Source organism: Arthrobacter sp. 01T419 (assembly GCF_056398865.1).
The window spans coordinates 688399-715048 of sequence record NZ_JBFTQF010000001.1; the positions used below are offsets into that span (position 1 = coordinate 688399).

Here is a 26650-nt window from a genome sequence, read left to right on the forward strand (position 1 = left end):
TGTTCTTCAGTTGAGACGTCACTCACATACACGACAACGGCGAGGCCCCCAAAGGGTTCCCCGCCGCCGTCGTCCTTTGCAGGGGCCTCCGCCGCCTGGGCCCACGCCACCGAGGGGCCCCAATCGAGCTTGCGAGTTTTGGGGAGGTGGCGGGGAGGGTTCCCTAGACGAGCGGAGCGAGGCGAGGGAGGCGGTGGGGACTTACTTCACGATCCCCTTGTCCTTGAGCCATGCGGCTGCAGCGTCCTTGGGGTTCTGCTTCTGGTTGCCGCTGACGGCGCGGTTGAGGTTGATGAGATCGTCCGTGGTCAGGATCTTGGACACGGCGTTGAGGGCGTCCTTCGCCTTGTCCGTCATCTTGGCCTTGTTGTACAGCGGGAGGACCTGCTGGGCCTTGAAGTTATTCTTGGGATCATCCAAAACCACCAGGGCGTTGTCCTGGATGGACGGCGTGGTGGTGTAGATGTCCGCAACCTGAACGTCGTTGGACAACAAGGCCTGCAGCGTCAAGTTACCGCCGCCGTCACTGAACGGCTTCAGGCCCTTGAGAACGCAGTTGTAGTTGGCCTTGAGGCCCGGGAAACCGTAGGCACGGGTCTCGAAGGTTGCCGGCGCCGCCATCGTGAAGTCCTGGCAGACCTTGGCGAGGTCCTCAATGGACTTGAGCTGGTACTTCTCTGCCGTGGCCTTGGTAACAACCATCGCGTCCTTGTCTTCGGCTTTGGCAGCGTCCAGCACTCCCAATCCCTGCGGAAGCTTGCCGGGTAGCGCCTTGTAGACGTCATCGGCCGAAACCTGGGTAGCGTTCGCGTCCAGGTAGGACAGCAGGTTGCCGGAGTAGTCCGGAGCGAGGTCGATCGAACCGTCCTGGACGGCCTTGAAGTAGATTTCGCGCGATCCGATATTGGGTTTGGTGGTGGCAGTGACGCCCGCGGCGTTCAGTGCTCCCGCGTAGATTTCGGCGATGACCTGGCTTTCCGGGAAATCTGCCGAACCCACGGTCAGCGAGCCCCCCGCCCCGGAGGGAGCGTTGGTGGACGGCGTGGACAGCGGGCTGCCGCCACATGCGCTCAGGGCAAGCGCGACGCCGACTCCGGCCGCTAGGCCGCCGAGCCCGCGGCGGGTCAGGGTGACGGGGTGCTTCATGCGGTACCTCCTTGAACGGCAGCCCCCGCTGGTGCAGCGGCTGCGAGATCTCCGGCTGCCTTGTGGCCGCCGTTGGAATCGATGGAAAGTCCCGGCGGGAGCAGAATCTTCTGCACCAGCGCCAGAATGAGGTCGACGGCGATTGCCAACGCCGCGATGAGCAGTGACCCGCCGAGCATGCGGGGGAAGTCCTGGAGGACCAATCCGTCAAAAAGATAACGCCCCAAGCCTCCCAACGGAAGATAAGCCACCACGGAAACCGTCGCGATGACCTGCAGGACCGCAGTGCGGATGCCACCAAACATGACCTGCAGGCCGTTGGGCAGTTCCACTCGGAACAGAATCTGGAGTTCTGTCATGCCCATGGCCCGGGCTCCGTCAACAACCGTTGGATCCACGCTGGAAATCCCGGCGTACGTCCCGGCCAGGAGGGGCGGCACCGTCAAGATGACCAGGGCCCAGACGGGTGGCATGAGTCCGCTTCCGGCCAACAGGGCGAAGAGGACGAGCAGACCAAGGGTTGGAAGGGCTCGCAGGGCCCCGGCGAACGCCACGGCAACGACGCGTCCATGTCCTGTGTGGCCGATGAAGAGGCCCACCGGCACGGCGATGGCCGCGGCAATCACCAGGACCAACCCGGAATACTCCAGGTGCTCCAGGAGCCTCGTGGCTATTCCACCGCTTCCTGACCAATGCACCGGATCCGTGAGCCACGCGAGGGTGTCGACGAAGATGTTGCTCATCGGCCGGCCTCCGCGTGGATCCCGGCATCCGCGATGAACTGCGCCGCTGTGGTATCCGCTTTCGTGTCTTGCTTGGCGGTTGCGGCACTGGCCCGCGTCCACGGTGTCAGCAGCTTCTCCAGCAGAACCAGGACCGTGTCCATGATGAGGGCCAGCAGAAGGATGGCGATGATGCCGACCACTACCTCTGTGACGAACGTCCGCTGCAGGCCGTCGGTGAACAGCATTCCGAGGTTCCCGACACCCAGGAGCGCGGCGACGCTGACGAGGGAAATATTGCTGACGGACACCACGCGCAGGCCAGCAAAAAGCACGGGCAGGGAAAGAGGCAGGTCGATCTGCAGGAACCGTGCGGTCGGCTTGAAACCCATGGATACTGCCGCCATCCGGAGGTCGTCGTCCACGGAATCGAAAGCGTCCATGGCAGCCCGCACCAGCAAGGCAACGGCGTAGATGGTGAGGGCAACCACCACGTTGAGCGGATCCAGGATCCGGGTTCCCAGGATCGGCGGAAGGATGATGAAAAGCGCCAAGGAGGGGATGGTGTACAGCAGTGAACTGCCCGTGGTGACCACGGCCCTCAGGGTTCGGTTCCTGCGAGCCAGTTGCCCCAGGGGCACGGCGATGAGCAGCCCCAAAACCATGGGAATCAGGGCCAGGACAAGGTGCTCACCCGCCCGTTGGAAGACCATTCCGCTGTTCGCCAGGAACCATTCCATCAGGGGGCATCCTCCCGGTTGTGCCGGGTTTCTTCGATCAGGACCAGCACTTCCTCCGCTTTGAGGACACCGGCGAGCCTGCCGCCGTCGTCGACCACCACGCCGAGGCCCGAGGGCGAGGACAAAGCCGCATCCAGCGCCCGGCGGAGCGTGTCCCCACGCCGGAACAGGGAACCTCCGGGAACCAGTCCGGCCCCGTCACGCGGCGAGGCCCAGCCCATGGGCCGGGAGTCGCCGTCGAGCACCAATGCCCATTCGCCGCTGTTCGCGCCGAGTTGCGACGCGTCGACGGTCTTGACCGGATGCACCGGCACGGCATCGGCGGCGTTGAAGGCCAGGTGCCGGAATCCCCTGTCGCGTCCAACGAAAGAGGCCACGAAATCGTTGGCGGGGGCACGAAGGATCTCTTCTGGCGCCGCATATTGCGCCAGCTTGCCCCCGACGGCGAAGACGGCCACTTTGTCGCCGAGCACCGTGGCTTCATCGATGTCGTGGGTGACGAAGACGATGGTCTTGGCCAGTTCGCGCTGAAGCCGGAGGAGTTCCCGCTGGAGTTCGTCGCGAACCACGGGATCCACTGCGCTGAAGGGCTCATCCATGAGCAGTACCGGCGGGTCGGCCGCCAGCGCTCGCGCTACCCCGACGCGCTGCTGCTGGCCGCCGGACAATTGGGACGGGTACCGCTTGCCAAGCACAGAAGCCAACCCGACGACGTCGAGCAATTCTTGCGCGCGTTTGCGGGCTGCCGCCTTGGAGACACCGTTGAGCCTCGGAACGGTGGCGATGTTGTCCAGCACCGAGCGGTGAGGCATCAGCCCTGAGGACTGCATGACATATCCCATGGAGCGGCGCAACTGGGCAGCCGGTTCGTTCGAAACGTCCTTGCCGGCCACGGTGATGGTGCCCGACGTGGGCTCCACCATGCGGTTGATCATCCGCAGCGAGGTGGTTTTTCCGCAGCCCGAAGGCCCGACGAACACGGTGATTGCACCTTTGTCGATGGACATGCTCAATCCATCAACCGCGGGTTGCCCGCCCTGATACTGCTTGGTGACGCTCTGGAACTCAATCATGGCTTCAGCCATTCCCGGGCTTACCTCACTGCTAGGCGGCGATATCAACGATGGAAACGATTCAACAGTGACCTGATGTTTCTACAGCCTAGCCAGCACCACCGACGATGTCAGCGCAGGCGCGAAGACCGTAATGAATCGGCAATGCTCAGGACGTCGGGAGTTTTCCGTTGACGGGCCTTTCACTGTGCAAGCGGAGGCCGATGTCCACCAGGGAAACACGGTTCAGTCCGGGTACCTTGTCCAACGGCACCCAGGCCGCGTGGGTAGTGCTGCCATCTATCTCGTGGGTCAGTTCGCCGCCCGTGATGCTCGCCTCGTAGACCAGGCGGATCGCCTGGAAACCACGGTCCAATCCGTCCAGCCGCTCCTCGCCCGGCCAGTGTCCGACGTCGACGCCGAGCATCGCCCCGATGTCGGCGTCGTACCCGGTTTCCTCCAGGATCTCGCGCCGGCAACCATCCACGGGGTGCTCCCCCAAGTCCAAGCCTCCGCCGGGGAGGGTCCACCCTTCTTTGCCGTCTTGCTTCCAATAGGCGAGAAGGATTGAGCCGTCACGGATGACCACTCCGTAGGCGGCCGGGCGGGTATCGAACTCGATGCTCATGGAGCCAGCCTAAGCGGGCAGCAACGCCTCCGCGATCTCCGAGTTGTCCGTTGCGCCTAGATCGGCGCTTCCACGAAGTTCAACCACGGTGCCGGGCGCTTCGAGTTCAAGCACTTTGATGGTGTTGCGGCCGGCCCGGATGAGCGGCGCTGGGACGTAGAGCGTGTTTTGGGGTCCGATGCTCCAGTACCGGCCAAGGAGGAAGCCGTTGATCCAAACGAAGCCTTTTCCTGAGTCGGGCAGGGCGAGATACGTGTCCGCTGCTTCCCCCGCCACGAACTCTGCCCCGGCGAGCTGCTCGATCTCTTCGGAGCCCCACTCGGCGAGCCGCACCGGCGTCTGCGTCCAATGGAAGGTGTACCGCTGGTTGACCAGGACGCCGCCGAGGATTCCTTTGCCGTGCCCGGTCAAGGGTCCGTAGTTGATCCGCCCGAGGTTCTCTACGAGGATTTCCAGCTTGACCGGAGCCCCGGTCCCAGTGACTTTCAAGCCTTCCGCCCCGGCGACGTCGTCGAGGATTCCCGCGAAGACGCCATCCACCCAGATGTAGGCGCGGTCATTCAAGCCCGTGATTCGAAGCGCGGATTCCGTCGGAGTTTCAGGCTTCCCCGGCAGCACGGCCTCGGCCGAATACAGCACCATGCCGGCGTCGAGCCCCAATCGTTCGAAGCTCAGGGGACGGACGCTGGCAACAGGGGTTCCTGCCGCCCTGGCAATTGCGAGAAGCCCCGGACCGGGCGTCAACGGCAGCGTCTGAGCGGGGAGAACCGCCGGTTTGGCGAGCAGCTCTTGCGGAAGCTGAGGAAGCTCCTCGATCCCTTGCGCCCTCAGGAACTCGCGCCGGAGTGCGTGGAACTTGGGAGTGAGGGTTCCGTTCTCGGCAATGGGAGCATCGGAGTCGTAGCTCGTGACGGTGGGCTGGATACGGGTACCGTCGTGGTTACAGCCCGAACCAAGCCCGAAGTTGCTGCCTCCGTGGGCCATGTAGATGCAGACGGATCCATCCAGATCGAGCATTTTCCGGATCTCCGCGGCTGCTTCGGCGGCATCCCGCACATGGTGGTGTTCGCCCCAATGATCGAACCAGCCGCCCCAGAACTCGACGTTGAAGAACGGCTCGCCTGGGCGGCGGCGTTCCCACGTTGCCACCGCTTCGTCGCCGCGGCTGCCGAGGGTCGCCGTCGCCCATGTCCCGTCGATGGCGCCGCCGTCGAGGTAGTAGTCCGTGCCGCCGTCGGCAGTGAACAGAATTTCGGTGATTCCGCGCTCTTCCAGCGCGCGGCGATTCCAACGGATGTAGTCATGGTCGTCGCCGTAGCTGCCGTATTCGTTCTCGATCTGCACAGCCACCACCGGTCCTCCGACTGATGCCTGGCGGCTGGCAATGATGGGAAGCACATGGTCAAACCACAGATCAAGAGCGGCGGTGAACACAGGATCGAGGCAACGCAAACCGATCCCCGGGGTGCCGGTGAGCCACGCCGGGAAGCCGCCGTTGTCCCACTCAGCACAAATGTAGGGGCCAGGGCGGACAATGACGTCGAGCCCTTCTTCGGCAGCGAGATCAATGAACCGGCCGAGGTCCCGCCACCCACTGAAATCCGGCGCACTATCGGGACTAGGCTGGTGGAAGTTCCAGGCCACATAGGTGTCCACCGTGTTGGCACCCATGGCTTTGAGCTTGCGCAGCCGGTCCTGCCAGTGGTCCGGGTGTACGCGGAAGTAATGGATGGCTCCGGCAAGGATGCGGTAGCGTTCCCCGGAACGGTAGAGGACGGCGTCGTGGTAGCTCAAAACGGCATTGTTCACGCCAAACAGAATAGTACATTTAGCAACATTTCAGCACATGGAGTTGTATCGTGACCAACTTGGAAACGGCCCCGGCCCAGGAAGTCTGCCCCGCCGGTCACCCCGGCCAAGGACCTTGTGTGCAGCTTTGGCCGTCCCGCGAGGTTCCCTTGGGCGGCGTCCGCAACATGACGGTCTCCCGCACCCTCCCCCAGCGTGGCCTGCCGACCGTGGGAGCGTGGTGCTTCCTGGACAGCTTCGGCCCGGATCGGGTGGCGATGAGCGTCCTCCCCCACCCGCACATGGGATTGCAAACCGTCACGTGGCCGCTCCTGGGTGAGGTTCGGCACCGCGACAGTGTGGGAAGCGACGTCGTGGTGCGCCCCGGTCAGCTGAACATCATGACCGCCGGCCGCGGCATTTCGCATTCCGAGTTCGGCGTCCTGCCGGCAGGACTTCATGCGGACGGAACGCCCGACGGCGGCGCTCCCCTGCCGCTGTCGCGCGGCTTGCAGTTGTGGGTTGCCTTGCCGGACGCTGAACGGCACCGGACGCCGTCGTTCCAACAAGTCGTCGATCTACCCGTGGTTGCCACAGATGGTTTCAGGGCGACTGTCCTCGTCGGTGAATTCGCAGGACAACGCTCGCCCGCCATCATGCACAGCCCGATTGTCGGCGTCGAAATCACCGCCTCGGACGCCGTCGAACTGCCACTCAACCCGGTCTTCGAACACGCGGTCCTGGTTCTGGACGGCTCCGCCGTGATCGATGGCCAAGCAGTCGACCCCGGCCCCTTGGCCTTCCTCGGTACCGGCCGCGAATCGCTCCACATCGAGGCAGCTTCTGGTACCCGCTTCATGCTCCTCGGCGGAGAACCCTTCGAAGAAGACGTCCTGATGTGGTGGAATTTCGTGGGCCGGACGCACGAAGAAGTAGAGCAGGCGCGCGAGGATTGGGAAGCCCAGGCGCTCCTGGGCGGCGACGACGCCCGTGCCGCGCGGTTCGGCTGGATCCATGGCCACGGACCCGACGCCGGAGCAGAGGCCGGGCGCATCCCCGCACCGCCTATGCCGGCAGTCCAGCTCAAGCCGAGGACCCGGAACAGGACTGCGGAGTAAAACTCACAGTCAGGCGACACGCATCAGGACTGGCGACCCAGGAATTCCCGCGTCGCCAGTCCTTCTCCATGTCCGCCGTTCATTCGCGCGTCGCGCAGCAGGGACCGCCGCGGCGCCTTAGGCCAGTTCGGCCAGAATCTGCAGCACACCGAACACCGGTTCCTGGTCCAGGACCCGTACATCGGTGATTCCGTGCGCGGCCAGCCCCGCCCGGAAGGCGGACTGCAAGGGCTCCACATTCATGCCGAGCCCGCCGCCCAGGATCACCGGTCCTGCGAGGCCGAGTTGCCGAACGGCCTGCGCCGCCAGTTCCGCAAGATCCCGTCCTGCCTGGTCCAGCAGCTGGCGGCTGATCTCAAGCCCTTCGCGGGCGGTCTCCACCACGGCATTCGCCCGCTGAGCCCAGTACCGCCGGTCGGTATCCTCCGAATGGAAGAGCGCAATGAGTTTGTTGGGGTCGTCCACGCCGCAGGATTCCAAGAGTGCCGCGGTGAGGCCATCGGGTTCAAGCCCTTTGTTCATCCGTCGAAGACTGTGACGCACTGCCTCCCGGCCCAGCCAGTAACCGCTGCCCTCATCACCCAGGAGAAAGCCCCAGCCGCCCGCACGGGCTTCTTCGCCGTCGGCGTTCTTTCCCCAGGCGGCGGATCCAGTCCCCGCGATGACAGCAACACCTGTGCTCGCCCCGCCTGCCGCCAGCAGCAGGCGGGAATCGTGAACCACCGTGATCTGTGCGCCCGGGACATGCGGCTCAATCAAGTCGGCGAGGGCACGGGCATCGGCCTCGGTGTCGATTCCGCCGGCACCGGCAAGGACGCGGTCCACGTTGCCGCCACCGATCATGGCGAAGAGCTCCGCAAGATTTTCGGCCGCCACTTCCCTGCTCACGTTCTGGACGTTGGAGCTGCCCGTGCTTTCGTCGCGGACGGGCCTACCATCCTCGAACCGCACCCCACGGGTCTTCGTACCGCCAATGTCCAGGCCGATGACCGTCGACGGTACCGATGCGTCGCCGGGCCGGGGGTTCGTGTTCTCTGCAGTCTCCACGTCCAAAAGCGTAGCGCGGGCGCACGGGGTGATCCTATTGGCTTCCGAAGCGCGCCTTCACAAGTCCCGCGAGCAGCCCGGGGCCTTCGGAAAGCACGAGTTCGCGGAAGAGACGCACGGGGTCGGGTTCCCTGCGTCGTTCGCGCCACGCAATCCCAATCTCCCGGTACGCGAGCTCCGACTCAAGCGATACCTCCACCCAGCCCAGGTCCGTGGAATCCAGAACGCCTTGAGGTCCCGGGCCTAATCCTCCAGGTGGCAGGATGCTGTAGCCCAATCCTGCAGACACCAACCCGCGGATGGTGTGCGAGTCCTGGCTTTCGAAGGCAATCCTGGGGCGGAAGCCCGCATCCCGGAAGATCGCGTCGGTCAGCGAGCGCAGGCCGAATCCGGGCCCCATAGACACGAACGGCTCGTGTTTGAGCTCGGCGAGCCGCGCGCTTGACCGCCCCGCCACTGGATGGCGGTGGTGAACCACGAGCCGCAGCGGCTCCCGGTAGAGCGCTGCCGAGCCCACGTTCCGGCCTGAAGCTGCAACCGGTGCCGTCAAGGCGAAGTCGGCGTCTCCGGCAACGAGCAATTCGAGGCAAGCGGCGCGCGCTCCTTGGCTGAGTTCGAAGGCCGTGGAGGGGTGCCGGCTCCGGAACGCGCTCATGAGCAGGGGCAACGTTGCTTCGCCGAAAGTGTGCTGGAAGGTCACCGAGATTCGGCCGCGGACCACGTCGGATTCGTGGCGGACCACGTCCAGCCCGGCTTGGAATTCCGCGAGCGCCGACTCGATATAGGGAAGCAGCGTCTTTGCGGCAGGAGTCAGGCGGACGCCGCGCCCTTCGCGGATGAGCAGCTCGGTCCCGACGACGGCGCTAGCCCGGGCCAGCGTCCGGCTCACGGTTGATTGGGGTACTCCGAGCAGTTCGGCCGTCTCGGTGATGTGTTCCGTCCGGCCTAGCTCGGCAAGCAAGGGCAACATGGGGAGCAGCTGGACCAATTGCTTGTGTTCGATGTCCATTCTTGCCACCTCGGCCGTCACAAAGCTTTCATCCAATTTTGCTATCAATCCTAGATGAATCATGCATTGGAATCATCACTTTGCGCCGCCGTACTGTGAAAAGGTGAGCACAAGCGCAGCATTCCAGAGCACCTCCGAATCCCCTTGGGAAGGCCACCTGAAGGGCTCCACTGCGTACCGGAGGATCCTCGCCGGGCTGGCCCTGGCCGGCGTCGCCACGTTCGCGCAGCTCTACTCCACCCAGGCAGTATTGCCACTCATGGCCAACGAGCTCCACATCACGGCAGCCGAGGCGGCACTCACCATTTCCTTGGCCACGATAGGACTCGCGGCGACGGTACTACCGTGGTCTTTCGTGGCCGACAAGATTGGCCGCGTGCGTGCCATGGCCATCGGAATCGCGGCAGCTACCGTCCTGGGCCTGCTCGTCCCCATGGCCCCCACCTTTCCCCTCGTCCTAGGCTTGAGGGCGCTGGAGGGAATGGCCTTAGGTGGTATTCCTGCCATCGCCATCGCGTACCTCAACGAAGAAGTCAACAAGGTGCACGCCGCGCTGGCCGCAGGGAGCTACGTAGCCGGCACCACCCTCGGCGGACTTGCCGGCCGCTTGCTCGCGGGGCCCATCGGCGAATTGTGGGGATGGCGGGCCGCCGCCCTTGCGGTCTCCGTCCTCGCCACGGTCTCGGCAGCCCTGTTCCTGGTCCTCGTCCCGAAGCCGCGCCGCTTCAGTCCTAGTTCAGCGGGCGGTTTCCGCGGTGCGATGAAGACCCTGGCGGGCCATTCTTCCAATCCGCGGCTACTCGCCCTTTATGTTCAGGCGTTCCTGTTGATGGGCGGTTTCGTGGCCGTCTACAACTACCTCGGGTTCCGACTGCATGCGGAGCCGTTCGGGCTGCCTGGCACCGTAGTAAGCCTGATCTTCCTGGCCTACTTGTCCGGAACGGTGAGCTCCCGTTGGGGAGCTGGGCTGTCCATGCGTTTTGGCCGGCGCACGGTATTGCTCGGCGGCATCGCGACCATGACGGCCGGCCTTGGACTCACCCTGTGGGACAACGTTGCAGCGATCCTGGCAGGCTTGGTGGTCTTCACTGGCGGATTCTTCGCGGCCCACAGCGTCGGAGCAGGCTGGACCGGCACCATTGCCACGAGCGGGCGCGCGCAAGCCGCCTCCTTGTACAACCTCTCTTACTACCTGGGTTCAAGCATCATTGGCTGGGCCGGCGGGCTCGCCTTCCAGGCGTTCGGGTGGACCGCACTCGCCTGGGCGGTCATCGCCCTGGGGTGCACCACCGCGGTGATCACCGCCGGCGGGCCCCCCTCCCCCGCCCCGGCGGGCCCCCTCGGCGGCCCCGCGGTGAAACCCGCCCGGCAGGCGGCGCCACGGGGCGGTGGGTCAAACCGGCGGGATGCTGGATGAGCGTGTCGATTCCTCCCAGCGACACCGCGTGCGTGATGAGCCGGACCGCTCCTGGAATACGCTCCGCGTGCTCGGCAGATTCAAGGTCGAAAGATATCAACGAACCCGGACCGCTCATCTGTGTTCCCACCAGGTGCAAGGGATCGCATTCGGGAAGCCCTGGGTAGTACACCTTGGCGACGAGTTCGTGGCTGGCGAGCGCAGCCGCGACCTTGTGCGCGTGGTCCTGCTGGGCACGGACCCGGATGGGAAGGGTCGCCAGGCCCCGGTGCAGCAGGTAGGCGGGCCAGGGAGTCAGGATGCCCCCGGTCACCGCACGGACCCGGCGGAGCCGCGTGGCCCATTCCGCACTTGTCGCCACCACGCCGCCCATGGCATCGCCATGGCCGCCCAGGAACTTTGTGGCACTGTGGAGCACCATCGCGACGCCATGCCTAAGCGGCTGCTGGAGAATCGGAGTGGCGAAAGTGTTGTCCACGAGCACTGGAACTTCGCCCGCATCGGCCACCAAACGGGCCAGGTCTACGAGGTCCAGGCTCGGGTTCGCGGGGGTCTCCACCACCACCAGGCCGGTGTCCGGGCGAAGGGCGTCCCGCACGCCGGAGGCCTTGACGAAGGTGACTTGGTTGCCAAGGAGGCCGCTGGCCAGCACGTGGTCCGTGCCTCCGTACAGGGGCCGAACCGCAACTACGTGCGTCTTGCCTTCCGATTGGGCTGCCAGCAGCACGGCACTGAAGGCGGCCATGCCTGAGGCGAAGCCGACAGATTGCGCTGCACCTTCGAGCGCCGCTACGCCGTCTTCGAACCTGGCTACCGTAGGATTCCAGAGACGCTGGTACACAGTACTTTGACCTTCGAGGGGCACGCCGCCCGTGGCCATCTGCTCGTAGGCCAGGCCGCCGTCGTGGACAGAGGGCAGGGGCGCAGTAGTTGAGAGGTCGATGGGAACGGCGTGCACGCCTTGTTCCGTGAGTCCGGCCCGGCCTGCGTGGACTGCAAGTGTGTCGATGGCTGTCACTGCTCTCCTTGAATTATTCACCGTTGAATTCGGTAAGTATCTGGCAATAATTCGGACTTTGACAGTGCAAATGAATGGATTGTGCGGAAACTGGCACCTATGATGAATAGACAGCACTTTCAGGAGGATCCGTGAGCACCACCCCGAAGAACGTTCGGCCCGTCGGCATGAGCGAGCCCTTGGATGCAATCGACGAACGCATCCTCGCAGCTTTGGTTGACGATGCCCGGATCTCCAACAAGCAGTTGGCCGAACTGGTCGGAATTGCCCCGTCTACAGCCCTCATGCGCACACGGTCACTCTCCGAGCGCGGCATTATCGAGGGCTTCGAAGCGGTCCTCAGCCTGCCCGCAATCGGGCGTTCGGTGCAGGCCCTGATCGCCGTGCGCCTGCGCGCTCACGACCGCGACCAGATTGACCGCTTCACGGCCCGCGTTCCGGCGCTCCCCGCAGTTATCTCCACGTTCCACACTTCGGGCTCCGTGGACTACCTGCTGCACATCGCAGTAGCCAACACGGACGATCTCCGCGACTGGGTCCTGGACAATCTCGCCACGGACCCCGTGGTGGGCCACACCGAGACCACCTTGGTCTTTGCCCACATCCAGGGCAACCACGGACCGCTGCCGGAATAACGGTTGCCTTAGCCGGCTCGGTTTTACTGCTCGCCGATCTTGCTACTGACTCGATCCTGCTCAGTGCCGTGGTTCGAGGCCCGACTGTGAAGCCCCCATGGCGTCCCGGCGAAGATCACCAAGTTCTTGCCGGCGCTTGAAGGCCGCTCGTTGCAGGGCCACGTCGACCGGCGGGATGTAGCGCCTGCGCTCGGCCCACGAAATCAGATTGGCTCCGATTCCGGCGGCTGCCGACTCCAGGATGGAGGGCGGGCGGTAGGTGCCGCATGATGCGGTGGCAGTGCTCATGACTCTTTCCCTTCGATGGTTGCGGCGTGCGACTTCGCGTCGCGGGATTTTTTGTCCCCGGCCCAAGCGGGGACGCCCAGGATCGGGAATGCGTTGAAGTGGATCTGCACGGGACGGGCGTCTTCCGGCTCGGGCTCGCTCCGGATTTCCTCCAGCAGCTTGTAGGCCATCGTCTCCATGGCATGGGCATAGCGTCCGAGCTGCTCCGCGGACATCCGCGCATTGGCGGTGTTGACGATGGCTGCCTCCAGCCATTCTTCGTCCAAGGAGTCCATGCCGTGGGCCATGAAATCGGCGAGTACAGCTTGCCTGCCACGCTCGAATTCGCGGGTGACCAGCCGCGAAGCCTCCTGGGTTGCCGGTGAATTGGCCATCTCGGGCGAGGTGATCTGGATGGCTCCCTTGGGCCGCTCCCACCACCGCTCCCTCGCAGTCCCTTTGCCCTTGACCTCGCGGACGAAGTCGAATTTGGCAAGCTGCCTCAGGTGATAGCTCGTGGCGCCGCTGGATTCGTTCAAGAGTTCGGCCAAGCTGCAGGCCGTCTGCGCTCCATAGCGGGAAAGCATCTCGAGGATTTGCACGCGCAGGGGGTGCGCGAGCGCTTTCAGTGATGCTGTATCGACCTTGCGGACGGGGAATTCCGGTTCCTGCACCTTGTCCATGCCGGAAACGCTACTCTTGCAAAGAAACCTTTGCAAGCATTTCTTTGCAAATCAACCTTTGCGAACTTGACCTTGGCGGATGGGCCTTCGTTAGCCCTTCCGGAGCACCCTGCGGAAGGACACGGCGGCGAGCGCCATCGCTGCCAACCCGCACACCGCGGTGAAATAGTTGGCCGCGACGCCCAGTCCGAGTACCGATGCCGCCAGTCCCAGCCCGATGACGGGCACAGCGCTGCCGAGGTAGGTGATGACGTAGACCGTGCTAATGATCTGGGCATGCCGGGATGCCTCCACCTTTCCGGCAACGTCATTGAACACCAGCCGGAACGCGATCCCCTGCCCAACTCCGGCAGACAGGCTCGCTGCCACCAACAGCACCGGGCTGGACAGGGATGCGGCCGCGCCGACCAGCACAATGGAAACCCCCAACGTGGCCAATCCCGCGGACACTGCGAACCGGCCGCGGACGGTCAGCAATTGGCTGAGCGCGGACGCACCCAGCGTCAGCCCCGCGAGCAGCCCGGTCATGGGGCGGGAATCGGCGTGCACGACGACGGCGAAGTAGCCAGGCGCGAGCGAGAGGCAGAATCCGAACACGGCAAAGCTCAGGAATCCCACGCTCGAGGCGAGCCAAAATGCTCCCCTCGCTTCCCTCGACACCGAGGGCCGGCGAGGGGCGAGGACCGTGTACGGCCGCGGACCTTCTGCAGGCCGAATCGCAGGCCGCGCTTTGAGAAGCCACAGCGGCACCAGCAGAAGGAGCAGCACTGCCGCGTGGATGATGAACGGCGTAGAAGTTGCACCCGGGAGCAGCGAAAGTAGTCCGCCGATCGCAGGACCGGCGGCCACGCCGCCGGAAGACGAAAGCAACGTGAAACGCGAGGCCCATTCCGGCCGGTACGGGAGCAATTCCCGCAGCGCTGCCGAGCTCGCCCCGGTGGCGAGACCAACCGCAACACCCTGGAGCATGCGGCCCGCAGAGAGCATCAAGAGGTTGTCCGCATTGGCGAAGACGAGTCCACCCGCCAGACCCACAAGGACAGCCAGCACCAGCGCCGCTCGCCTGCCGATATGGTCCGACCAGTGGCCGGCGAGCATCAGGACGGTCACCAGCGCCAGGACGTAGCTCGCGAAGGCAATCGTCACGCCTAGTGAAGTTATCCCCAGTTCCGCTTGAAGCAGCGGATACAGCGGACTCGCCAAGTTGGCACCGACAAGCAGTGTGAACATCACGACGCCGGCCAAGACCAGCCGTGCCGTGATGGAAGCATCCCAGCCCCAGCGCTCGGCGGTAGCCGGACGCATGCGCAGTTCGCTAAAGACAGTCATTTCCGTGCCTTCGCCTCAGCGGCCATCACGAAACCTGGCCTTGTGGGCCGGGACGGTACGGCCCAAACATTGATGGCAATAGAATCTCGCAAACCTGCCAGATAGAGCAGTTGGCCATGGAATAATTGATCAGAACAGTCAAAACTGCCGTCCGAAGATAACCACAAATGATCCGGAGTGACGATTTGAACACCCTCGACCCGACGGACCTGAAGATCCTGCTGGAGTTGATCCGTGACCCACGGGTTCAGATCGGCGAACTCAGCGAGTCCCTGGGGATTGCGCGCAACACCGCCCAATTGAGGATGCGCCGCCTGGTTCGCTCGGGCGTACTGAACGACGGCGGCCGCGAGATCGACCTCGAAAAGGTGGGGTACGACGTCGTCGGTTTCGTCACCCTGGAGGTGACCCACCGGGAACTCGACGGCGTGATCGGAGCCTTGCGCCGCATCCCCCAGGTACTCGAGGTGCATGAAATCTCCGGGAGGGGCGATCTCTTGTGCAGGGTGGTGGCCACCGACACCCACAACCTGCAAACCGCGCTTCGCTCCATCCTCAGAATCAAGGGCGTCATCCGCACGGAAACGGTCCTCGCCCTGCACACCCATATCCCCTACAGGGCAGAACCCCTCATCGGCAGGCTTGTGGACGCAGCCGAGACGGCCGGCACCGCAAAGGGCAGCACCGCGAAACGGGGCAAGCCGCTGCTTGCGGGCGAATCGCCCCTCAGCGAAGCCGACTAGGATTCCAGAATGGATTGGCTCTCTTCTCTTTCGCAGCTCAACTGGCTGGCCATACTCGTGGCCTTCGTGTCCACCATGGTCATTGGATTTGTCTGGTACATGCCTGCCCTCCTCGGTCGAAAATGGATGCAGGCCATCGGCAAGACCGAGGAAGACCTCAAGAAGATCGACGGCGGCGCGGGGATCTGGATCCCCATGATGGTGGCCGCAGCCCTGACGAGCATCTTGCTGGCCATTCTGATCGGCAAACTGGGGGTGCACGGAAGCCTGGCCGCCGGGTTCTTTGCGTTGGTTGTGGCGCTGGTTTTCCGCGCCGGTGGCCACGTCATCCATAACGGTTTCGCAGGCAGGCCGTCCGCCGTGACGCTCATCGATTCCGGCCACGACATCGTGGCCATGACGGTGGCCGGGTCAATTATCGGGGCATGGCAGTAACGGGGGGAGAATAGCCTCGTGACCATCATTGACAACGCCGTCTACGTCAACGGCATCCGGACCGCCACTCCGGGGAGCCTCGAGCAAAGCGTCGAAACGCTGGCCGCCCATGGCGGAATGGTGTGGATTGGACTGTACCGACCGGACGAGACAGAAATGGCAGCAGTGGCTGCCGAGTTCGGCCTTCACTTGCTAGCGGTCGAAGACGCCGTCAACGCCCACCAGCGGCCCAAGCTGGAACGCTACGACAACAACCTCTTCACGGTCCTGCGGCCCGCGCGGTACTTGGACGACACGGAGACGGTGGAGTTCGGTGAGCTTCACATCTTTACCGGCAAGAACTTCGTAGTCACCGTCCGTCACGCGGAAACGCCCGGAGTGGCCCAAGTTCGGCGCAATCTGGAACAACAACCGGAACTGCTGCGCCACGGGCCCGAGGCCATCCTGTACGCCTTGCTGGATCAAGTAGTGGACGATTACGGTCCGGTGATTTCCGGGCTGGAAAACGACATTGACGAGATCGAGGACCAGCTCTTCGGCGGCGATCCCACCGTATCCCGGCGCATCTATGAACTCGCCCGCGAGGTCATCCAGTTCCAGCGTGCAATCAACCCGCTCCCGGACATGATGGCCTCCCTGAAGCGCGGGTTCGAGAAATACGGCGTCGACATTGAGCTGCAACGCAAACTCCGCGATGTGGAGGACCACGTCGAACAAGTCATTTCCCGCGCCAATGGGTTCCGCGACCTGCTGCAGAACGCCCTGACCCTCGACGGCACCCTGACCGCGAACCGGCAAAACGAAGCGAGCGCAGCACAAAACGAACAAACCAAGAAGATCTCCTCGTGGGCAGCGATCTTCTTCGCACCGGCCTTCGTCACCGGGCTCTACGGCATGAACTTCGACATCATGCCCGAGCTCCATTGGCCCTACGGCTATCCCATGGCGATCGGCCTGATGATTGCCGCGTCCTTGCTCATGTACACCATCTTCAAGCGGAAAAACTGGCTCTAGTGTTCACTGCCCCTGCTGGACGGCCCCCAACCCGGCAGGGCCGCCCCGATGCAGCTGCCTTGATGGCGGACATCATCGCCGACGCCGATGCTTCAGGATTCGTCCTGGAGCCTGCCCAGGCCGCGGCCGCAGCCAGGCTCTGCCAACTCGGCGCGTCCCTCCGCGCCCGCCCCACCGGACTCTTACGACGGCGGACACCCCAGAGCGTCTACCTTCACGGTCCGGTGGGACGCGGCAAGAGCTGGCTCATGGACAGCTTTTACCGTCAGTTGCCGGGACGCAAAAGACGCATCCATTTCCACGATTTCTTCCGTCAACTGCATCGGGGCGTACACGCCTCCGCCGGCAGGCCCGAGGCCGATGGCACAGCAATCCAGCGTTCGGTGGATGCCTTGTTGTCCGACATCGACATCCTCTGTTTCGACGAATTCCACGTACACGACGTCGGCGACGGAATGTTCATCGCCAAGCTGCTGCGCACGGCCACCCAACGGCGTGTTGCACTCGTGGTGACGTCGAACTATCCACCGGATATGTTGTTGCCAAACCCTCTGTGGCACGATCACTTCGTGCCGACCATCGGGGTGATCAAGGAGATGATGGACATCGTGGAGATCAACGGAGACACCGACTTCCGGCGCTCGCCGGTTTCCGGTTCCACTACAGCAGGGCGCAGCGACTCTCCCGGCCCGGAGGCCTTCAGTCGTGGCAGGATCATCACGCCCGGAACGCCGGCGCAACTGGGAGCTTTCGGCTTGTTCCCGCCGTCAACATCACAAGAGCGGGTTCTTACCCCCACAACGCAACGGCTCACCGTCAAAGGTGCCGACGACATGCTCTGGGTCAGCTTCGCGGAATTGTGCGGCGGGCTGACGTCGACGGCGGACTACCTGGCTTTGGCGGTGGACTACAAGACCTGGGTGATCGACGGCGTACCCTCGCCAACGGTGGATTCGGCCGCCGGGTCCGCCCCGGCTTGGCAACGGTTCAGCAATGTGGTCGATGTCCTTTACGACCAGGACATCACCCTGTTCCTGGTCGGCCACGGCCCCCTGGACTGGGATCTCGCCCAAGATCCGTCCCACCGAGCAAGCCCGCACCCGACAAGCACCCAGCCCGTCGACTTGGCCCGAATCGCAAGCCGGCTCTCACTCTTGGGCAGGGTAGAAGCGTCGGTGCCATTCGAAGAAGTAGAGGCCGGGGGCAGTTGAAGGCTTCTAGCCCTCATGATCGCCGGCCGACATATCGCCGACGCCAGGCGTGCCGTCGGCGAGCGCGTAGCGCTGCATCACCGCACCCTTCGGTGAGGCGACGACGGGCTCGATGAGTCTGAGGTTCGTCGGAACCACCCCGTCGGCGAAGACCTTTTTTCCACCGCCGAGGAGGATCGGATAGACCCAGAGCGTGAGCCGATCGAAGAGCCGCTCGGTGAACAGGGTCTGCACGAAGTCGAGACTGCCGATGACGTGGATGTTCGCGTGCTGGTCGCGCAGTTCCCGCACCGCGGCGACGACATCAGGACCGAGCAGTGTGGAGTTGGCCCACTCGAGGGTCGGCGCCTCGTGCGAGGCCACGTATTTCGGGATGCTGTTGAACAGCCGTGCGATGCCCCCGTCCGCATGCGGCCAGTACGCGGCGAAAATGTCGTAGGTCCGCCGCCCAAGCAAAAGCGCGTCCAGGTCCGCCATCCCGGTATTGACCTGCTCGTCGACAACCTCGTCCCAGAGGGGCGCCTGCCAGCCGCCAAACGCGAAACCGTCCTCAGCGTCCTCGTCTGGCCCGCCGGGCGCCTGCGCGACGCCGTCGAGCGTCGTGAACAGGTCGATATGGATAAGCCCCATGCCGTGCTCCCTCTCAGCCGCCCGTCGTCACCCCGGCGACGGGATCACTTCGAGGCTGCCACACGGTCCCCTTCGAAGCAACAGGAAAAGAACAACCTAAATCGCACCACCGGCGGTAGGCGGCGCGCCGGCGTCGTTCCCGCCGTCGCCGACTTGCTCGCGGGCGACATAGTTCTCAATGTCGAAAAGATTGTCCGCACGCTCCGCGATGTTCAAAAGAGTCGTCATGGAAGCCACTTCCTCCACCTGCTCCTTCAGGAACCACAGCATGAATTGCTCACCGAGAGGATCATTCTGTTCCCTGGCGGCACGGAAGAGTTCCTCGATATTGCGGGTAACTTCCTTTTCCTGGGCCAACGCCAAGGCAATCGGCTCCCGCACATTGGCAAACTCGTTGCGAACGGCCGGAACCCCTGGAATGTTGACGGGCTGGTTGCGGTCCAGCATGTACTGGACCATCATCATGGCGTGGTTGCGCTCTTCAAGCGACTGGCGGTAGAAGTGTGCTGCCAGCTGCGGCAGGTCCTGCCCATCGAAGTACACTGCCACCGCGATGTATTGCTGGGACGCAGCAAACTCGTTTCCCACTTGGGCGGACAAGAGCTCGTTGAATGCCTTCTTTGCCATGCGCCGATCCTACCCCTGGGGCTCGACGCCGGGCATTTAAGTAATTGCATCAGATGCGTGATCCGTGGCGGCGCTACGGTTGTCCATCCCGCAACAGCATCGCCCCGGCGTTGGCCGCGACGATCAACGCAATCCCGGCCCACTGCCCGACATTGAGTTCCTGATGGAGGGCGAGGGCTCCAATGATCGCTGCGAACACCGGATTGATGCTCATGAGCACGCCAAACAGCTGGGCAGGGACCCGGCGAAGCGCGATCAGATCTGCCACGTAGGGAAGCACGGAGGCTAGGATGCCGGCACTGACAGCGCAGAGAATGGCGAAGCCGTCCAGCGGCTGACTCGCAAAGATCACGACGGCGACGGGTAGGTACAGCGTTGCCGACACCCCGGTTGCGGCTGCCGTCCCTTGGATGCCTTGGATGCGTTGTCCGACGGTTCGGTTCAGGAGGATGTAGAAAGCCCAGCTGCAGGCGGCGACGAGTCCCAGCCCGATGCCGGCGTAGTCCATGGACGCGTCCGGCTGGGTAATCGCCACTACGCCGGCACCCGCGGCCACAGCACACACGACGCTGCTCTTCCGGCGCGAACTGAGCAGGGCGACGGCCAAGGGTCCCAGGAATTCCAATGTCACGGCTAAACCCAGACCGATCCGCTGGATGGATGCATACAGGCAAAGGTTCATGGTCCCGAACACCACGGCCAGGAGGAGCACCGGCCACCATTGCCGCCAACTGAATTCGCGCAGCCGCGGGCGAACGATGGGCAGGAGAACTGCGGCGGCCACGAGTTGGCGGACCGCAACAACCCCCAGGGGTCCAATGACGGGGAATGCGAGGGAGCCACTTGCGGCACCCAGCTGGTTGGATAGCGAACTAGCCACAAGCGTTGCAACGCCGCCCGCCTTTCGCGGCGGCAACCCTCCGGATCCGATGGCTGCATTGGTCTCGATCATGGGGGAATTCTGCGCTCCCGGCACGCATCCCCAAAATGCGTGGACTGTCCTATTTATACGGTGAATGCATGAATATGATGGGGCCATGGGCGTGGAGTTGAGGCAGTTGCGCTGCCTGATGGCGGTAGTCGAGGAGGGTAGCTTCACCGACGCTGCCCTTGAGCTCAAGATGTCCCAAGCCGCTGTGTCACGCAACATCGCCGCACTGGAGCACACGCTCGGGCTGAGGCTCGTTGAACGCACCACTCGAAGCGTGGCCCTGACCCCCGGCGGCGAGCGGGTGCTGGCCAAGGCGCGGCGCCTACTCGCACTCCTTGCGGAGCTGGAACAGGAAGCGCGGGTAGGAACGGGGAAAGTACGGATCGGCTATGCGTGGTCCGCCTTGGGCGAGCACACCACCGAGTTCCAGCGACGGTGGGCCGCCAGTTTCGCCCACACGGAACTCCAGCTCATCCACTCCAACAGCCCGACGGCGGGACTCACCGACGGGACCACCGACTTCGCCATCCTGCGGCGCCTGCCGGAAGCGGCCGCCGTCGAGCATGTCCGCATTGGTGCGGAGAAGCGCTACTGTGTCATGTCCTCGGACGATCCCCTGGCGCCCAGGCGATCGGTGACGCTCGCGCAGATTGCCCAGCGGCCGGTGGCGATGGATCTCCGCACGGGCAGCACCACCCTTGAGCTCTGGCCCGAGCACGGTCGCCCGCAGGAGGTGATCGCCATTCACGACGTCGACGACTGGCTGACGCTGATCGGCAGCGGCGCGGCGCGCGGCATCACGGCCGAGTCGACGATGCACCAGTATCGACGACGCGGCGTCGTCTACCGTCCGGTCCGCGATGCCCCGCCCGTCCCCGTCTATGCGGCCTGGTCGAAGACGGACCCGCCGCGGGAGCGCGAACGCATTGTTGAGTTGCTGGCGGGGCTATATGGCTGACAGGCCGCTTCAGGGCAAGAAAACCAGCCCGACGCCGGCGGCTGCGGCACCGACACATGCCGCCATGGTGCCCACTCCGTTGAGGAGGGCCAGGCCCGTCCGGCCGCTCTGGACAAGCCTGACGGTCTCCAAGCTTGCAGTGCTGAAGGTCGTGTATCCGCCAAGGAATCCAGTGCCGAGAATCAACTGAAGGGACTCAGGAGCCTGATGAGCCATGACCAAGCCAGCCAGGATCCCCATGAGCAATGAGCCGGAGACGTTGATGAAGATAGTGCCCAGCGGCAGCGCGGTCCGGGCCCAGGAACGGACAAGCCCATCCACGACGAACCGGGCGGCCGCCCCCGCACCGCCCGCAAGCGCGATCAGAAGGAGAGTCATGGTTGGGCCTTCTGCCTCTGTTGGGCGGACTTGTGCCGGAAGGCTCCAAGCCAGATGCCGAGGGTTGTGGCTGCTGCGCCACCGAATAGGCTGGCAGCTAGGTACCACAGAGCGTCCATCCCTCGTCCGGCGCCGAGGAGATGCACTGAGTCAAGCGCCAGGGTGCTGTACGTGGTGTAGGCCCCGAGGAAACCACTCCCCATGCCGAGCCGCGCCACGCGGCGAAGCCCGGCGTCGGGACCCCTCCGGACGAGCGCCTCGAGGAGCCAACCCAGCGCGAGCGCGCCGGACAGATTGATAAGCAAAGTGGGCAACGGCCACGCGTCCGGGGCCGGAAGGGCCATGCCAAATCCGTAGCGGCTTAAGGCGCCGAGAATTCCTCCGGCCGCCACAAGGAGAACGAACCGCCCGTGCAGATGGAGCGGACGGTGCGCATGCCCGTCCGTGGGCCGCGCCGCCTGGGTTTGGGCTCCGGGCGGGGCGGTGTTGCTTTCCTTCATTGATCCCTGCTTGCGTCGTGGCGGCCCAGGGGAACCATGAGCACGGGGCAGTTTTGGCGATGGGCCAAGTGCAACGCTACCGATCCGGTGACCAGTCCTTCAAACTTCGGGCCGAGGCCATGTTCCTTGGTTCCCACCACAATCATGGAAGCATTGATACTCGCGGCATATCGGCCTAGTGACCGGGCAGGCTCACCTGCGAGCGTGACAAAGGTCCACTGCACACCCGTTCCTTCAAGTTGATCAGCGATGCGGGACTGGAGCGACTCCGAAATGGCGGCTGCGTCGTCGTCGATTCCGTCAGGATCGATCGGCTGGGCCGCCAGATGCCCGTCCCGGTCACCAGCCGCCGGAAAGCTCGTGACATCAGAAAACGCCAGGACCAGTTCCAATCCAGTGCTTAGCGCTACTTGCGCGGCTTTCTCAACCACGGTGGCAGGCTGGTTCGGGAGCACCCCTGCCAGTACCGGTCCGGTCAATCGATCCGGCCGCCCGTGGGCCAGCGGTGTGTCCTCGCCACGGGGATTACTCATGGAGCCCTCCGAATGTCCGGGTTGTCTGGATGTGGGTTCTTCCATCTTGCTCCAGTATGGTCGTCGAAGACTGGCGTTGTCCCAAGCCCTAGGCGAGAATGTCGATATGTGCGGTCGGTTCAGTGTCGGTTTCGAAGCAGACTACCTTTCGAGAAAGCTCGGTGCTGTGCTGCGCGGTGATACCGACTACCCCTCGCCAACGCTTCAGATCAATCCGACTGACCCGGTGGTCTTCCTGCGGGGGCGGGCGGGAGAAGGCACGGTCGGAAGGGAGCTCGCGGCCGGGCGGTGGGGCTTGGTTCCATCATTCTCCAAGACCTTCGATTCGAAGGTACCCACCTGGAATGCGCGCTCGGAAACCGCTGGTGGTATCCCGGTATTCAAAGCTTCACTGCCCAAGTGGCGGGCAGTTGTTCCGGCTTCCGCCTACTACGAATGGAAGAAATCTGGACCCGGGCGCAAGGATCCCAAGCAGCGCTACATCGTCGAGCCGCAGGATGAGCTGATTACCTTCGCCGGGTTGTTTGCGCCGTGGCGCGACGAGAGCATCGCGGACAAGTCCGAGCCGGGCGCGTGGCGTTTGTCCTGCTCGATCCTGACCATGGATTCCCCTCCGGAGGGAGTCCACGAGAGACTGCACAATTTGCATGACCGGATCCCGGTGCCGATCTCCGCCGACATGATCGACGATTGGATCGACCCCCAGGAAACCCGCGGCCAGGCACTCTTGGATGCCGTGCTGGGGGAGGCGTATGGCTTGGCGTCGTCATGGACACTCAGGCCCGTGGAGCTCGTGGACGACAACACCCGCCTGGTGGACGTCGCAAACCCAGCTGCCTGAGTCAACTCTCGTCGCGCTCAACGCTCGTAACGCAGTTCTGCCCGCACGTCCGTATCTTTCAGCCACGTCAACCTCGTCGCCGATCCGAAGGGATTCGGCCACCATTGCACCAGCACCTTGCCCTCCGCCGTCCGGGTGACCATGGCCGGAACGTATTGAAGGTATTTCGGCCACACAAGCTTGGCGATGACGGGCACCCTTGAAACGGTGGACAGCGGCTCCGTTTGACGCGGAGGCGGGGCACCAACTGAATTCAAAGGCGCAGGATACTCAGGCTGGTCAGGCATGCCCGAATACTACTGCGAGGCATCGACAAAGTGCGGAGTTCGTCAGAGCTGCTTACGCCAACCCGCGAGACTCTGGTTTTTCCGGTTCTCCGCTATTGGGTGCGATAGTCCTTAGCGGACTTTTTGCGGACTCGGCATGTAGGCATGTTCGGCAACGCGCCCTGTCTTTCCAAGATGCCACGTCATAAAATCTGCTATGAACCACAACGCCGCAAGCATCGCCGCAGAGGACGTCTCGGCAGGCCTACTCGTGTTTGGCTTGATCGGCATGGTGGTCGCTTTCGCTGTAATCATGATGGCGGAAGTAGCTACCGATGCTCTTGCAAGAAGATTTCCAGCAGGACCAGGAATCATGATCGGCGCGGGCGCAGTATCGCTCGTCTTGGCTTCTATCTTTTCAAGCGCGTTATTCGGCATCGTTGGAGTCGTCTTGCTTGGCATCCCTGTCCTGCTGATTCTTTTTGGCGGACACAATGTTCGTGGCAAGTGGCACCGTTCCTGAGGCAGAGCCGGTCTTGTATGTTTTGGGCATGGATGAGCTGATCAAGCAGGCCAGTGGTGGTGGTTGCTCGTACACGTCCCAAATCCGTCCGGAACCTTGGCATCACTGACAGAGTGAGCGTCACAAAGCCAGCCGCTGAGGACTGCCCCCGGGCCGCTGGGAGAAATGGCCTAAAGCCGGGTGTCGAACGAATCGCAGAACACGTTCTCGTTGAACGTTCCCTGGAACTCGGACTTGCCCTGGATCTTCTGGATAGTCGCCCGAATGGCCGCACGAGTTCCTGCGTGGGCGTTGATGGCCGTCTTGACCATCGGGACATCGATCAGGTGGTTCGGCTGGTTCAGCGAGACGAACACCGTGGGGACTTCCGTGACGTACCAAGGGATTTCCGCAGCCATGGGGCTGGACCACTTGATGCGGATCGCCGCCTCTTGGGCGAAGCCCTTGACGTTGGCGAAGACGAACGCGGCATCATACTTGTCCGCATAGTCGCCGGTGGCCTCGTCAGAGATGACGCTCATGAAGTTCACGCCCGTCTCCCCCGCGGCTTCACGCTGCTCCGCGGTCTTGAAGACGTGGACTTCGAAACCGGCGATCTCAAGTTCTTCCTTGACCGTATCCAGGTAGGCCAGCGGGTCCGCCCGGGTGAAATCTGAACCGCCGGAGATGCCGTACAGGCGAATGCGCTTATGCGTTTCCGGCGTGATGGGCAGGTTGCCGGCGGTGTCCTTGATCAGGGTGACGGTCTTGTCGGCGATTTCGGCGGCGACGGCGAGATGCTCTTCGCTGCCGATCAGCCGCAGCGCCTCAGGCGACGGCGTCAATTCTTCCGGGAGCTTCTTGTGCAGCCCTAGGCTGGCCTTCAACCCCAGAATCCGGCGCAGTGCGTCATGCAGGCGCAGATCGGTGATCACGCCGGATTTGTAACCGTCCATCATGTACTGGAAGTCCTCCGCCGGGTTACGGAAGAACAGGAACATGTCGCATCCGGCGGCGATGGTGGCTGGAACGAGGTCCTTGCGCTTCTTGGCCTGGGTGAGGCCTACCATCTGCGATGCATCCGTGAGGATCAGTCCGTTGAAGCCGAGCTCGCCCCGGAGCAAATCCTGGAGCAGTTCCGGAGCGAGGGTGGCGGGCAAGACGTCCTTGTCCTCCGTCTCCGGACGGAAATGCCGCGTGAGCTCAGGCGCCCCGATGTGTCCGACCATGATCGATTGGACCCCGTGGCCGATCATTTCCCGGTACACGTGCCCGTAGCTGGAATTCCATTCCGCGTACCCGAGTGTGTTGTACGAAGTGACCACGTGCTGATCTCGTTCGTCCACCCCGTCGCCCGGGAAGTGCTTGATGGCACACACGGTGGGCGATTCGCTGATGCCGTCGAAATACTCCTTGGCGCGCTCCACCACGATTTCCGGCGTGTTGCCGAACGCCCGGGTGGAGATGACCGTGTTGCGCCAGTTGTAGTGGATGTCCACGATCGGCGCGAAGGCCCAGTTGCAGCCCAAGGCCGCTGTCTCCACTCCGGCGACCCGACCCATTTTCCGGGCAATGGACTTGTCCGGATGCGAGCCGGCCTGCAGGTGCGTCGACACAAAAGTTCCGTCGTCGCAGCTTCCGGCTCCCCCCATTTCCGGATTGGAGGCCACCAGGAGCGGGATGCGAGTTTTCGATTGGGCATAGCGGATGTGCCGCTGCACCGCGGCGGACGGGCCCGGCCTGTACCGCATGCCGCCCACGTGATAGTTCTCCAGCACACCATCGAGGTACTCCGGGGAGAAGTCGTTGTTGTGGTTGATAAAGAGCTGCCCGATTTTCTCCTCAAGGCTCATGCCGTCGATCGTCGAGTGCACCCATGCAACGGCGTCGTCGTCGAGGTTGAACGGCGCGCCCTGAAGGTCGACGTCGAACTGCCGCGCTTGGGTGCGTGGGGCGCCCGCGCTGCCGCTCACCGGAGCTTTGGAACCCACGACGGCGGCAATGCCCGCCAGCGCCTCGGCCACCACCTTGCTTACCGGGGCGGCGATGTCGACGACGATACCGGCCTCGTCGCCGTCGATCGGTTCCAGGGTGGCGAGCTGTGAATCCAAGAGCGCAGGCGGCATGAAGTGTCCGGAGCGCCCTTCTGTCCGTTCCCTCAGCACCTCCTTGCTGCCGTGGAGATGAAGGAAAACGGTGTCCGGCGCTTGCAACCGGATGGCGTCCCGGTAGCTGCGCCGGAGGGCGGAGCAGGCGAGAACCAGCCCGCCGTCCCCGGCGTTAGCGAGTTCAGTGCCGACCGTCGCCAGCCACGGCCAGCGGTCCTCGTCGGTCAGCGGCGTTCCGGCGGCCATCTTGGCAACGTTCTCCACTGGGTGGAGCGAATCGCCGTCGAGGAACGGAACGCCGAGTTCCCGGGCCACGAGGTCCCCGATGGTGGTCTTGCCGCAGCCGGAGACGCCCATCACCACAATGCGCCGCG

The 26650-nt window shown here is 63.8% G+C and carries 30 protein-coding genes; 10 read left to right on the top strand and 20 right to left on the bottom strand.

Annotated features, from left to right (window positions below; genetic code table 11):
- Positions 1-201: 201 nt before the first annotated feature.
- The 6 genes from AC1DLO_RS03215 to AC1DLO_RS03240 form a co-directional block, all read right to left on the bottom strand.
- Positions 202-1146 carry an ABC transporter substrate-binding protein gene (locus AC1DLO_RS03215; RefSeq protein WP_476890800.1) on the bottom strand — a complete coding sequence of 315 codons (945 nt, stop codon included), beginning with the start codon at positions 1144-1146 and terminating at the stop codon, positions 202-204.
- Positions 1143-1889 carry an ABC transporter permease gene (locus AC1DLO_RS03220; RefSeq protein WP_184740375.1) on the bottom strand — a complete coding sequence of 249 codons (747 nt, stop codon included), beginning with the start codon at positions 1887-1889 and terminating at the stop codon, positions 1143-1145. Before AC1DLO_RS03220 ends, AC1DLO_RS03215 begins: the two co-directional genes overlap by 4 nt.
- On the bottom strand, positions 1886-2608 hold the full coding sequence (locus AC1DLO_RS03225; protein WP_476890801.1) for an ABC transporter permease: 723 nt from the start codon (positions 2606-2608) through the stop codon (positions 1886-1888). Before AC1DLO_RS03225 ends, AC1DLO_RS03220 begins: the two co-directional genes overlap by 4 nt.
- Complete coding sequence (locus AC1DLO_RS03230; protein WP_476890802.1) at positions 2608-3693, bottom strand: ABC transporter ATP-binding protein; 1086 nt, start codon at positions 3691-3693, stop codon at positions 2608-2610. Before AC1DLO_RS03230 ends, AC1DLO_RS03225 begins: the two co-directional genes overlap by 1 nt.
- Before the next feature lie 136 nt (positions 3694-3829).
- Positions 3830-4288, bottom strand: a complete 459-nt coding sequence (locus tag AC1DLO_RS03235) for an NUDIX hydrolase (RefSeq protein WP_476890803.1) — start codon at positions 4286-4288, stop codon at positions 3830-3832.
- A 9-nt stretch (positions 4289-4297) separates the two neighbouring features.
- Positions 4298-6097 (bottom strand): glycoside hydrolase family 35 protein, encoded by a 1800-nt coding sequence (locus AC1DLO_RS03240; RefSeq protein ID WP_476890804.1) that lies wholly within the window; start codon positions 6095-6097, stop codon positions 4298-4300.
- Positions 6098-6147: 50 nt separating this feature from the next.
- Between AC1DLO_RS03240 and AC1DLO_RS03245 the strand changes: the two genes are divergently transcribed.
- Positions 6148-7194, top strand: coding sequence for a pirin family protein (locus AC1DLO_RS03245; RefSeq protein ID WP_476890805.1), 1047 nt, complete (start codon positions 6148-6150; stop codon positions 7192-7194).
- 117 nt (positions 7195-7311) lie between these two features.
- Here AC1DLO_RS03245 and AC1DLO_RS03250 read toward each other — a convergent pair whose 3' ends face one another.
- On the bottom strand, positions 7312-8241 hold the full coding sequence (locus AC1DLO_RS03250) for an N-acetylglucosamine kinase (protein ID WP_476890806.1): 930 nt from the start codon (positions 8239-8241) through the stop codon (positions 7312-7314).
- 34 nt (positions 8242-8275) lie between these two features.
- Entirely contained in the window at positions 8276-9250 is a 975-nt protein-coding gene (locus AC1DLO_RS03255) for a LysR substrate-binding domain-containing protein (RefSeq protein WP_476890807.1), read from the bottom strand.
- 103 nt (positions 9251-9353) lie between these two features.
- On the opposite strand from AC1DLO_RS03255, the gene AC1DLO_RS03260 reads away from it, so the two are divergent.
- Positions 9354-10667 carry an MFS transporter gene (locus AC1DLO_RS03260; protein ID WP_476914393.1) on the top strand — a complete coding sequence of 438 codons (1314 nt, stop codon included), beginning with the start codon at positions 9354-9356 and terminating at the stop codon, positions 10665-10667.
- Here the strand turns inward: AC1DLO_RS03260 and AC1DLO_RS03265 are convergent.
- Positions 10549-11685, bottom strand: a complete 1137-nt coding sequence (locus AC1DLO_RS03265) for a trans-sulfuration enzyme family protein (RefSeq protein ID WP_476914394.1) — start codon at positions 11683-11685, stop codon at positions 10549-10551. The two genes, AC1DLO_RS03260 and AC1DLO_RS03265, sit on opposite strands and share 119 nt — an antisense overlap.
- Before the next feature lie 131 nt (positions 11686-11816).
- Here AC1DLO_RS03265 and AC1DLO_RS03270 point away from each other — a divergent pair, with 131 nt between their 5' ends.
- Complete coding sequence (locus AC1DLO_RS03270) at positions 11817-12320, top strand: Lrp/AsnC family transcriptional regulator (RefSeq protein WP_395797851.1); 504 nt, start codon at positions 11817-11819, stop codon at positions 12318-12320.
- Between the two features lie 60 nt (positions 12321-12380).
- Here AC1DLO_RS03270 and AC1DLO_RS03275 read toward each other — a convergent pair whose 3' ends face one another.
- The 3 genes from AC1DLO_RS03275 to AC1DLO_RS03285 all read right to left on the bottom strand — a co-directional run bounded on the left by AC1DLO_RS03275 (position 12381) and on the right by AC1DLO_RS03285 (position 14599).
- On the bottom strand, positions 12381-12608 hold the full coding sequence (locus tag AC1DLO_RS03275) for a 2-nitropropane dioxygenase (RefSeq protein ID WP_476890810.1): 228 nt from the start codon (positions 12606-12608) through the stop codon (positions 12381-12383).
- Complete coding sequence (locus tag AC1DLO_RS03280; RefSeq protein ID WP_184740395.1) at positions 12605-13270, bottom strand: winged helix-turn-helix domain-containing protein; 666 nt, start codon at positions 13268-13270, stop codon at positions 12605-12607. Before AC1DLO_RS03280 ends, AC1DLO_RS03275 begins: the two co-directional genes overlap by 4 nt.
- 90 nt (positions 13271-13360) lie before the next feature.
- Complete coding sequence (locus tag AC1DLO_RS03285; protein WP_476890811.1) at positions 13361-14599, bottom strand: MFS transporter; 1239 nt, start codon at positions 14597-14599, stop codon at positions 13361-13363.
- Positions 14600-14766: 167 nt separating this feature from the next.
- Between AC1DLO_RS03285 and AC1DLO_RS03290 the strand changes: the two genes are divergently transcribed.
- From AC1DLO_RS03290 to zapE, 4 genes are read left to right on the top strand one after another with little or no spacing between them, the layout of a single operon-like run.
- Entirely contained in the window at positions 14767-15342 is a 576-nt protein-coding gene (locus AC1DLO_RS03290; RefSeq protein ID WP_476890812.1) for an Lrp/AsnC family transcriptional regulator, read from the top strand.
- A gap of 9 nt (positions 15343-15351) precedes the next feature.
- Positions 15352-15777, top strand: coding sequence for a DUF1761 domain-containing protein (locus AC1DLO_RS03295; protein WP_476890813.1), 426 nt, complete (start codon positions 15352-15354; stop codon positions 15775-15777).
- 18 nt (positions 15778-15795) lie between these two features.
- Positions 15796-16791 carry a magnesium/cobalt transporter CorA gene (corA, locus tag AC1DLO_RS03300; RefSeq protein ID WP_476890814.1) on the top strand — a complete coding sequence of 332 codons (996 nt, stop codon included), beginning with the start codon at positions 15796-15798 and terminating at the stop codon, positions 16789-16791.
- Positions 16791-18002 (top strand): cell division protein ZapE, encoded by a 1212-nt coding sequence (gene zapE, locus AC1DLO_RS03305; protein ID WP_476890815.1) that lies wholly within the window; start codon positions 16791-16793, stop codon positions 18000-18002. Before corA ends, zapE begins: the two co-directional genes overlap by 1 nt.
- A gap of 6 nt (positions 18003-18008) precedes the next feature.
- On the opposite strand, the gene AC1DLO_RS03310 is transcribed toward zapE, so the two are convergent.
- The 3 genes from AC1DLO_RS03310 to AC1DLO_RS03320 all read right to left on the bottom strand — a co-directional run bounded on the left by AC1DLO_RS03310 (position 18009) and on the right by AC1DLO_RS03320 (position 20211).
- Positions 18009-18632 (bottom strand): dihydrofolate reductase family protein, encoded by a 624-nt coding sequence (locus tag AC1DLO_RS03310; RefSeq protein WP_476890816.1) that lies wholly within the window; start codon positions 18630-18632, stop codon positions 18009-18011.
- A 96-nt stretch (positions 18633-18728) separates the two neighbouring features.
- Positions 18729-19259: a ferritin gene (locus AC1DLO_RS03315; protein WP_184740407.1), complete on the bottom strand. Its 531-nt coding sequence runs from the start codon at positions 19257-19259 to the stop codon at positions 18729-18731.
- A 73-nt stretch (positions 19260-19332) separates the two neighbouring features.
- Entirely contained in the window at positions 19333-20211 is an 879-nt protein-coding gene (locus AC1DLO_RS03320) for an EamA family transporter (protein WP_476890817.1), read from the bottom strand.
- Between the two features lie 64 nt (positions 20212-20275).
- Here AC1DLO_RS03320 and AC1DLO_RS03325 point away from each other — a divergent pair, with 64 nt between their 5' ends.
- Positions 20276-21148: a LysR family transcriptional regulator gene (locus AC1DLO_RS03325; RefSeq protein WP_476890818.1), complete on the top strand. Its 873-nt coding sequence runs from the start codon at positions 20276-20278 to the stop codon at positions 21146-21148.
- Between the two features lie 9 nt (positions 21149-21157).
- On the opposite strand, the gene crcB is transcribed toward AC1DLO_RS03325, so the two are convergent.
- From crcB to AC1DLO_RS03340, 3 genes are read right to left on the bottom strand one after another with little or no spacing between them, the layout of a single operon-like run.
- Complete coding sequence (gene crcB, locus AC1DLO_RS03330; RefSeq protein ID WP_476890819.1) at positions 21158-21526, bottom strand: fluoride efflux transporter CrcB; 369 nt, start codon at positions 21524-21526, stop codon at positions 21158-21160.
- On the bottom strand, positions 21523-22026 hold the full coding sequence (locus tag AC1DLO_RS03335) for a fluoride efflux transporter FluC (RefSeq protein WP_221451530.1): 504 nt from the start codon (positions 22024-22026) through the stop codon (positions 21523-21525). The genes crcB and AC1DLO_RS03335 overlap by 4 nt, the downstream gene beginning before the upstream one ends.
- Complete coding sequence (locus AC1DLO_RS03340) at positions 22023-22559, bottom strand: universal stress protein (protein WP_476890820.1); 537 nt, start codon at positions 22557-22559, stop codon at positions 22023-22025. Before AC1DLO_RS03340 ends, AC1DLO_RS03335 begins: the two co-directional genes overlap by 4 nt.
- Before the next feature lie 106 nt (positions 22560-22665).
- Here AC1DLO_RS03340 and AC1DLO_RS03345 point away from each other — a divergent pair, with 106 nt between their 5' ends.
- Positions 22666-23400, top strand: coding sequence for an SOS response-associated peptidase (locus AC1DLO_RS03345; RefSeq protein ID WP_476890821.1), 735 nt, complete (start codon positions 22666-22668; stop codon positions 23398-23400).
- Positions 23401-23417: 17 nt separating this feature from the next.
- On the opposite strand, the gene AC1DLO_RS03350 is transcribed toward AC1DLO_RS03345, so the two are convergent.
- Complete coding sequence (locus tag AC1DLO_RS03350) at positions 23418-23687, bottom strand: hypothetical protein (RefSeq protein ID WP_184740419.1); 270 nt, start codon at positions 23685-23687, stop codon at positions 23418-23420.
- 196 nt (positions 23688-23883) lie between these two features.
- Here AC1DLO_RS03350 and AC1DLO_RS03355 point away from each other — a divergent pair, with 196 nt between their 5' ends.
- Positions 23884-24189: a hypothetical protein gene (locus AC1DLO_RS03355; protein WP_184740421.1), complete on the top strand. Its 306-nt coding sequence runs from the start codon at positions 23884-23886 to the stop codon at positions 24187-24189.
- Between the two features lie 170 nt (positions 24190-24359).
- Here the strand turns inward: AC1DLO_RS03355 and AC1DLO_RS03360 are convergent, their stop codons facing one another.
- Positions 24360-26633: a gluconokinase, GntK/IdnK-type gene (locus tag AC1DLO_RS03360; RefSeq protein WP_476890848.1), complete on the bottom strand. Its 2274-nt coding sequence runs from the start codon at positions 26631-26633 to the stop codon at positions 24360-24362.
- Between the last annotated feature and the right edge of the window lie 17 nt (positions 26634-26650).

Coding starts and splice junctions, on each gene's coding strand:
- AC1DLO_RS03215 (WP_476890800.1), bottom strand. CDS start 1,146: ATGAAGCACCCCGTCACCCTGACCCGCCGCGGGCTCGGCGGCCTAGCG.
- AC1DLO_RS03220 (WP_184740375.1), bottom strand. CDS start 1,889: ATGAGCAACATCTTCGTCGACACCCTCGCGTGGCTCACGGATCCGGTG.
- AC1DLO_RS03225 (WP_476890801.1), bottom strand. CDS start 2,608: ATGGAATGGTTCCTGGCGAACAGCGGAATGGTCTTCCAACGGGCGGGT.
- AC1DLO_RS03230 (WP_476890802.1), bottom strand. CDS start 3,693: ATGGCTGAAGCCATGATTGAGTTCCAGAGCGTCACCAAGCAGTATCAG.
- AC1DLO_RS03235 (WP_476890803.1), bottom strand. CDS start 4,288: ATGAGCATCGAGTTCGATACCCGCCCGGCCGCCTACGGAGTGGTCATC.
- AC1DLO_RS03255 (WP_476890807.1), bottom strand. CDS start 9,250: ATGGACATCGAACACAAGCAATTGGTCCAGCTGCTCCCCATGTTGCCC.
- AC1DLO_RS03275 (WP_476890810.1), bottom strand. CDS start 12,608: ATGAGCACTGCCACCGCATCATGCGGCACCTACCGCCCGCCCTCCATC.
- AC1DLO_RS03280 (WP_184740395.1), bottom strand. CDS start 13,270: ATGGACAAGGTGCAGGAACCGGAATTCCCCGTCCGCAAGGTCGATACA.
- AC1DLO_RS03285 (WP_476890811.1), bottom strand. CDS start 14,599: ATGACTGTCTTTAGCGAACTGCGCATGCGTCCGGCTACCGCCGAGCGC.
- AC1DLO_RS03290 (WP_476890812.1), top strand. CDS start 14,767: ATGATCCGGAGTGACGATTTGAACACCCTCGACCCGACGGACCTGAAG.
- AC1DLO_RS03295 (WP_476890813.1), top strand. CDS start 15,352: ATGGATTGGCTCTCTTCTCTTTCGCAGCTCAACTGGCTGGCCATACTC.
- AC1DLO_RS03310 (WP_476890816.1), bottom strand. CDS start 18,632: ATGGGGCTTATCCATATCGACCTGTTCACGACGCTCGACGGCGTCGCG.
- AC1DLO_RS03315 (WP_184740407.1), bottom strand. CDS start 19,259: ATGGCAAAGAAGGCATTCAACGAGCTCTTGTCCGCCCAAGTGGGAAAC.
- AC1DLO_RS03320 (WP_476890817.1), bottom strand. CDS start 20,211: ATGATCGAGACCAATGCAGCCATCGGATCCGGAGGGTTGCCGCCGCGA.
- AC1DLO_RS03325 (WP_476890818.1), top strand. CDS start 20,276: ATGCATGAATATGATGGGGCCATGGGCGTGGAGTTGAGGCAGTTGCGC.
- crcB (WP_476890819.1), bottom strand. CDS start 21,526: ATGACTCTCCTTCTGATCGCGCTTGCGGGCGGTGCGGGGGCGGCCGCC.
- AC1DLO_RS03335 (WP_221451530.1), bottom strand. CDS start 22,026: ATGAAGGAAAGCAACACCGCCCCGCCCGGAGCCCAAACCCAGGCGGCG.
- AC1DLO_RS03340 (WP_476890820.1), bottom strand. CDS start 22,559: ATGAGTAATCCCCGTGGCGAGGACACACCGCTGGCCCACGGGCGGCCG.
- AC1DLO_RS03345 (WP_476890821.1), top strand. CDS start 22,666: ATGTGCGGTCGGTTCAGTGTCGGTTTCGAAGCAGACTACCTTTCGAGA.
- AC1DLO_RS03350 (WP_184740419.1), bottom strand. CDS start 23,687: ATGCCTGACCAGCCTGAGTATCCTGCGCCTTTGAATTCAGTTGGTGCC.
- AC1DLO_RS03355 (WP_184740421.1), top strand. CDS start 23,884: ATGAACCACAACGCCGCAAGCATCGCCGCAGAGGACGTCTCGGCAGGC.
- AC1DLO_RS03360 (WP_476890848.1), bottom strand. CDS start 26,633: ATGGGCGTCTCCGGCTGCGGCAAGACCACCATCGGGGACCTCGTGGCC.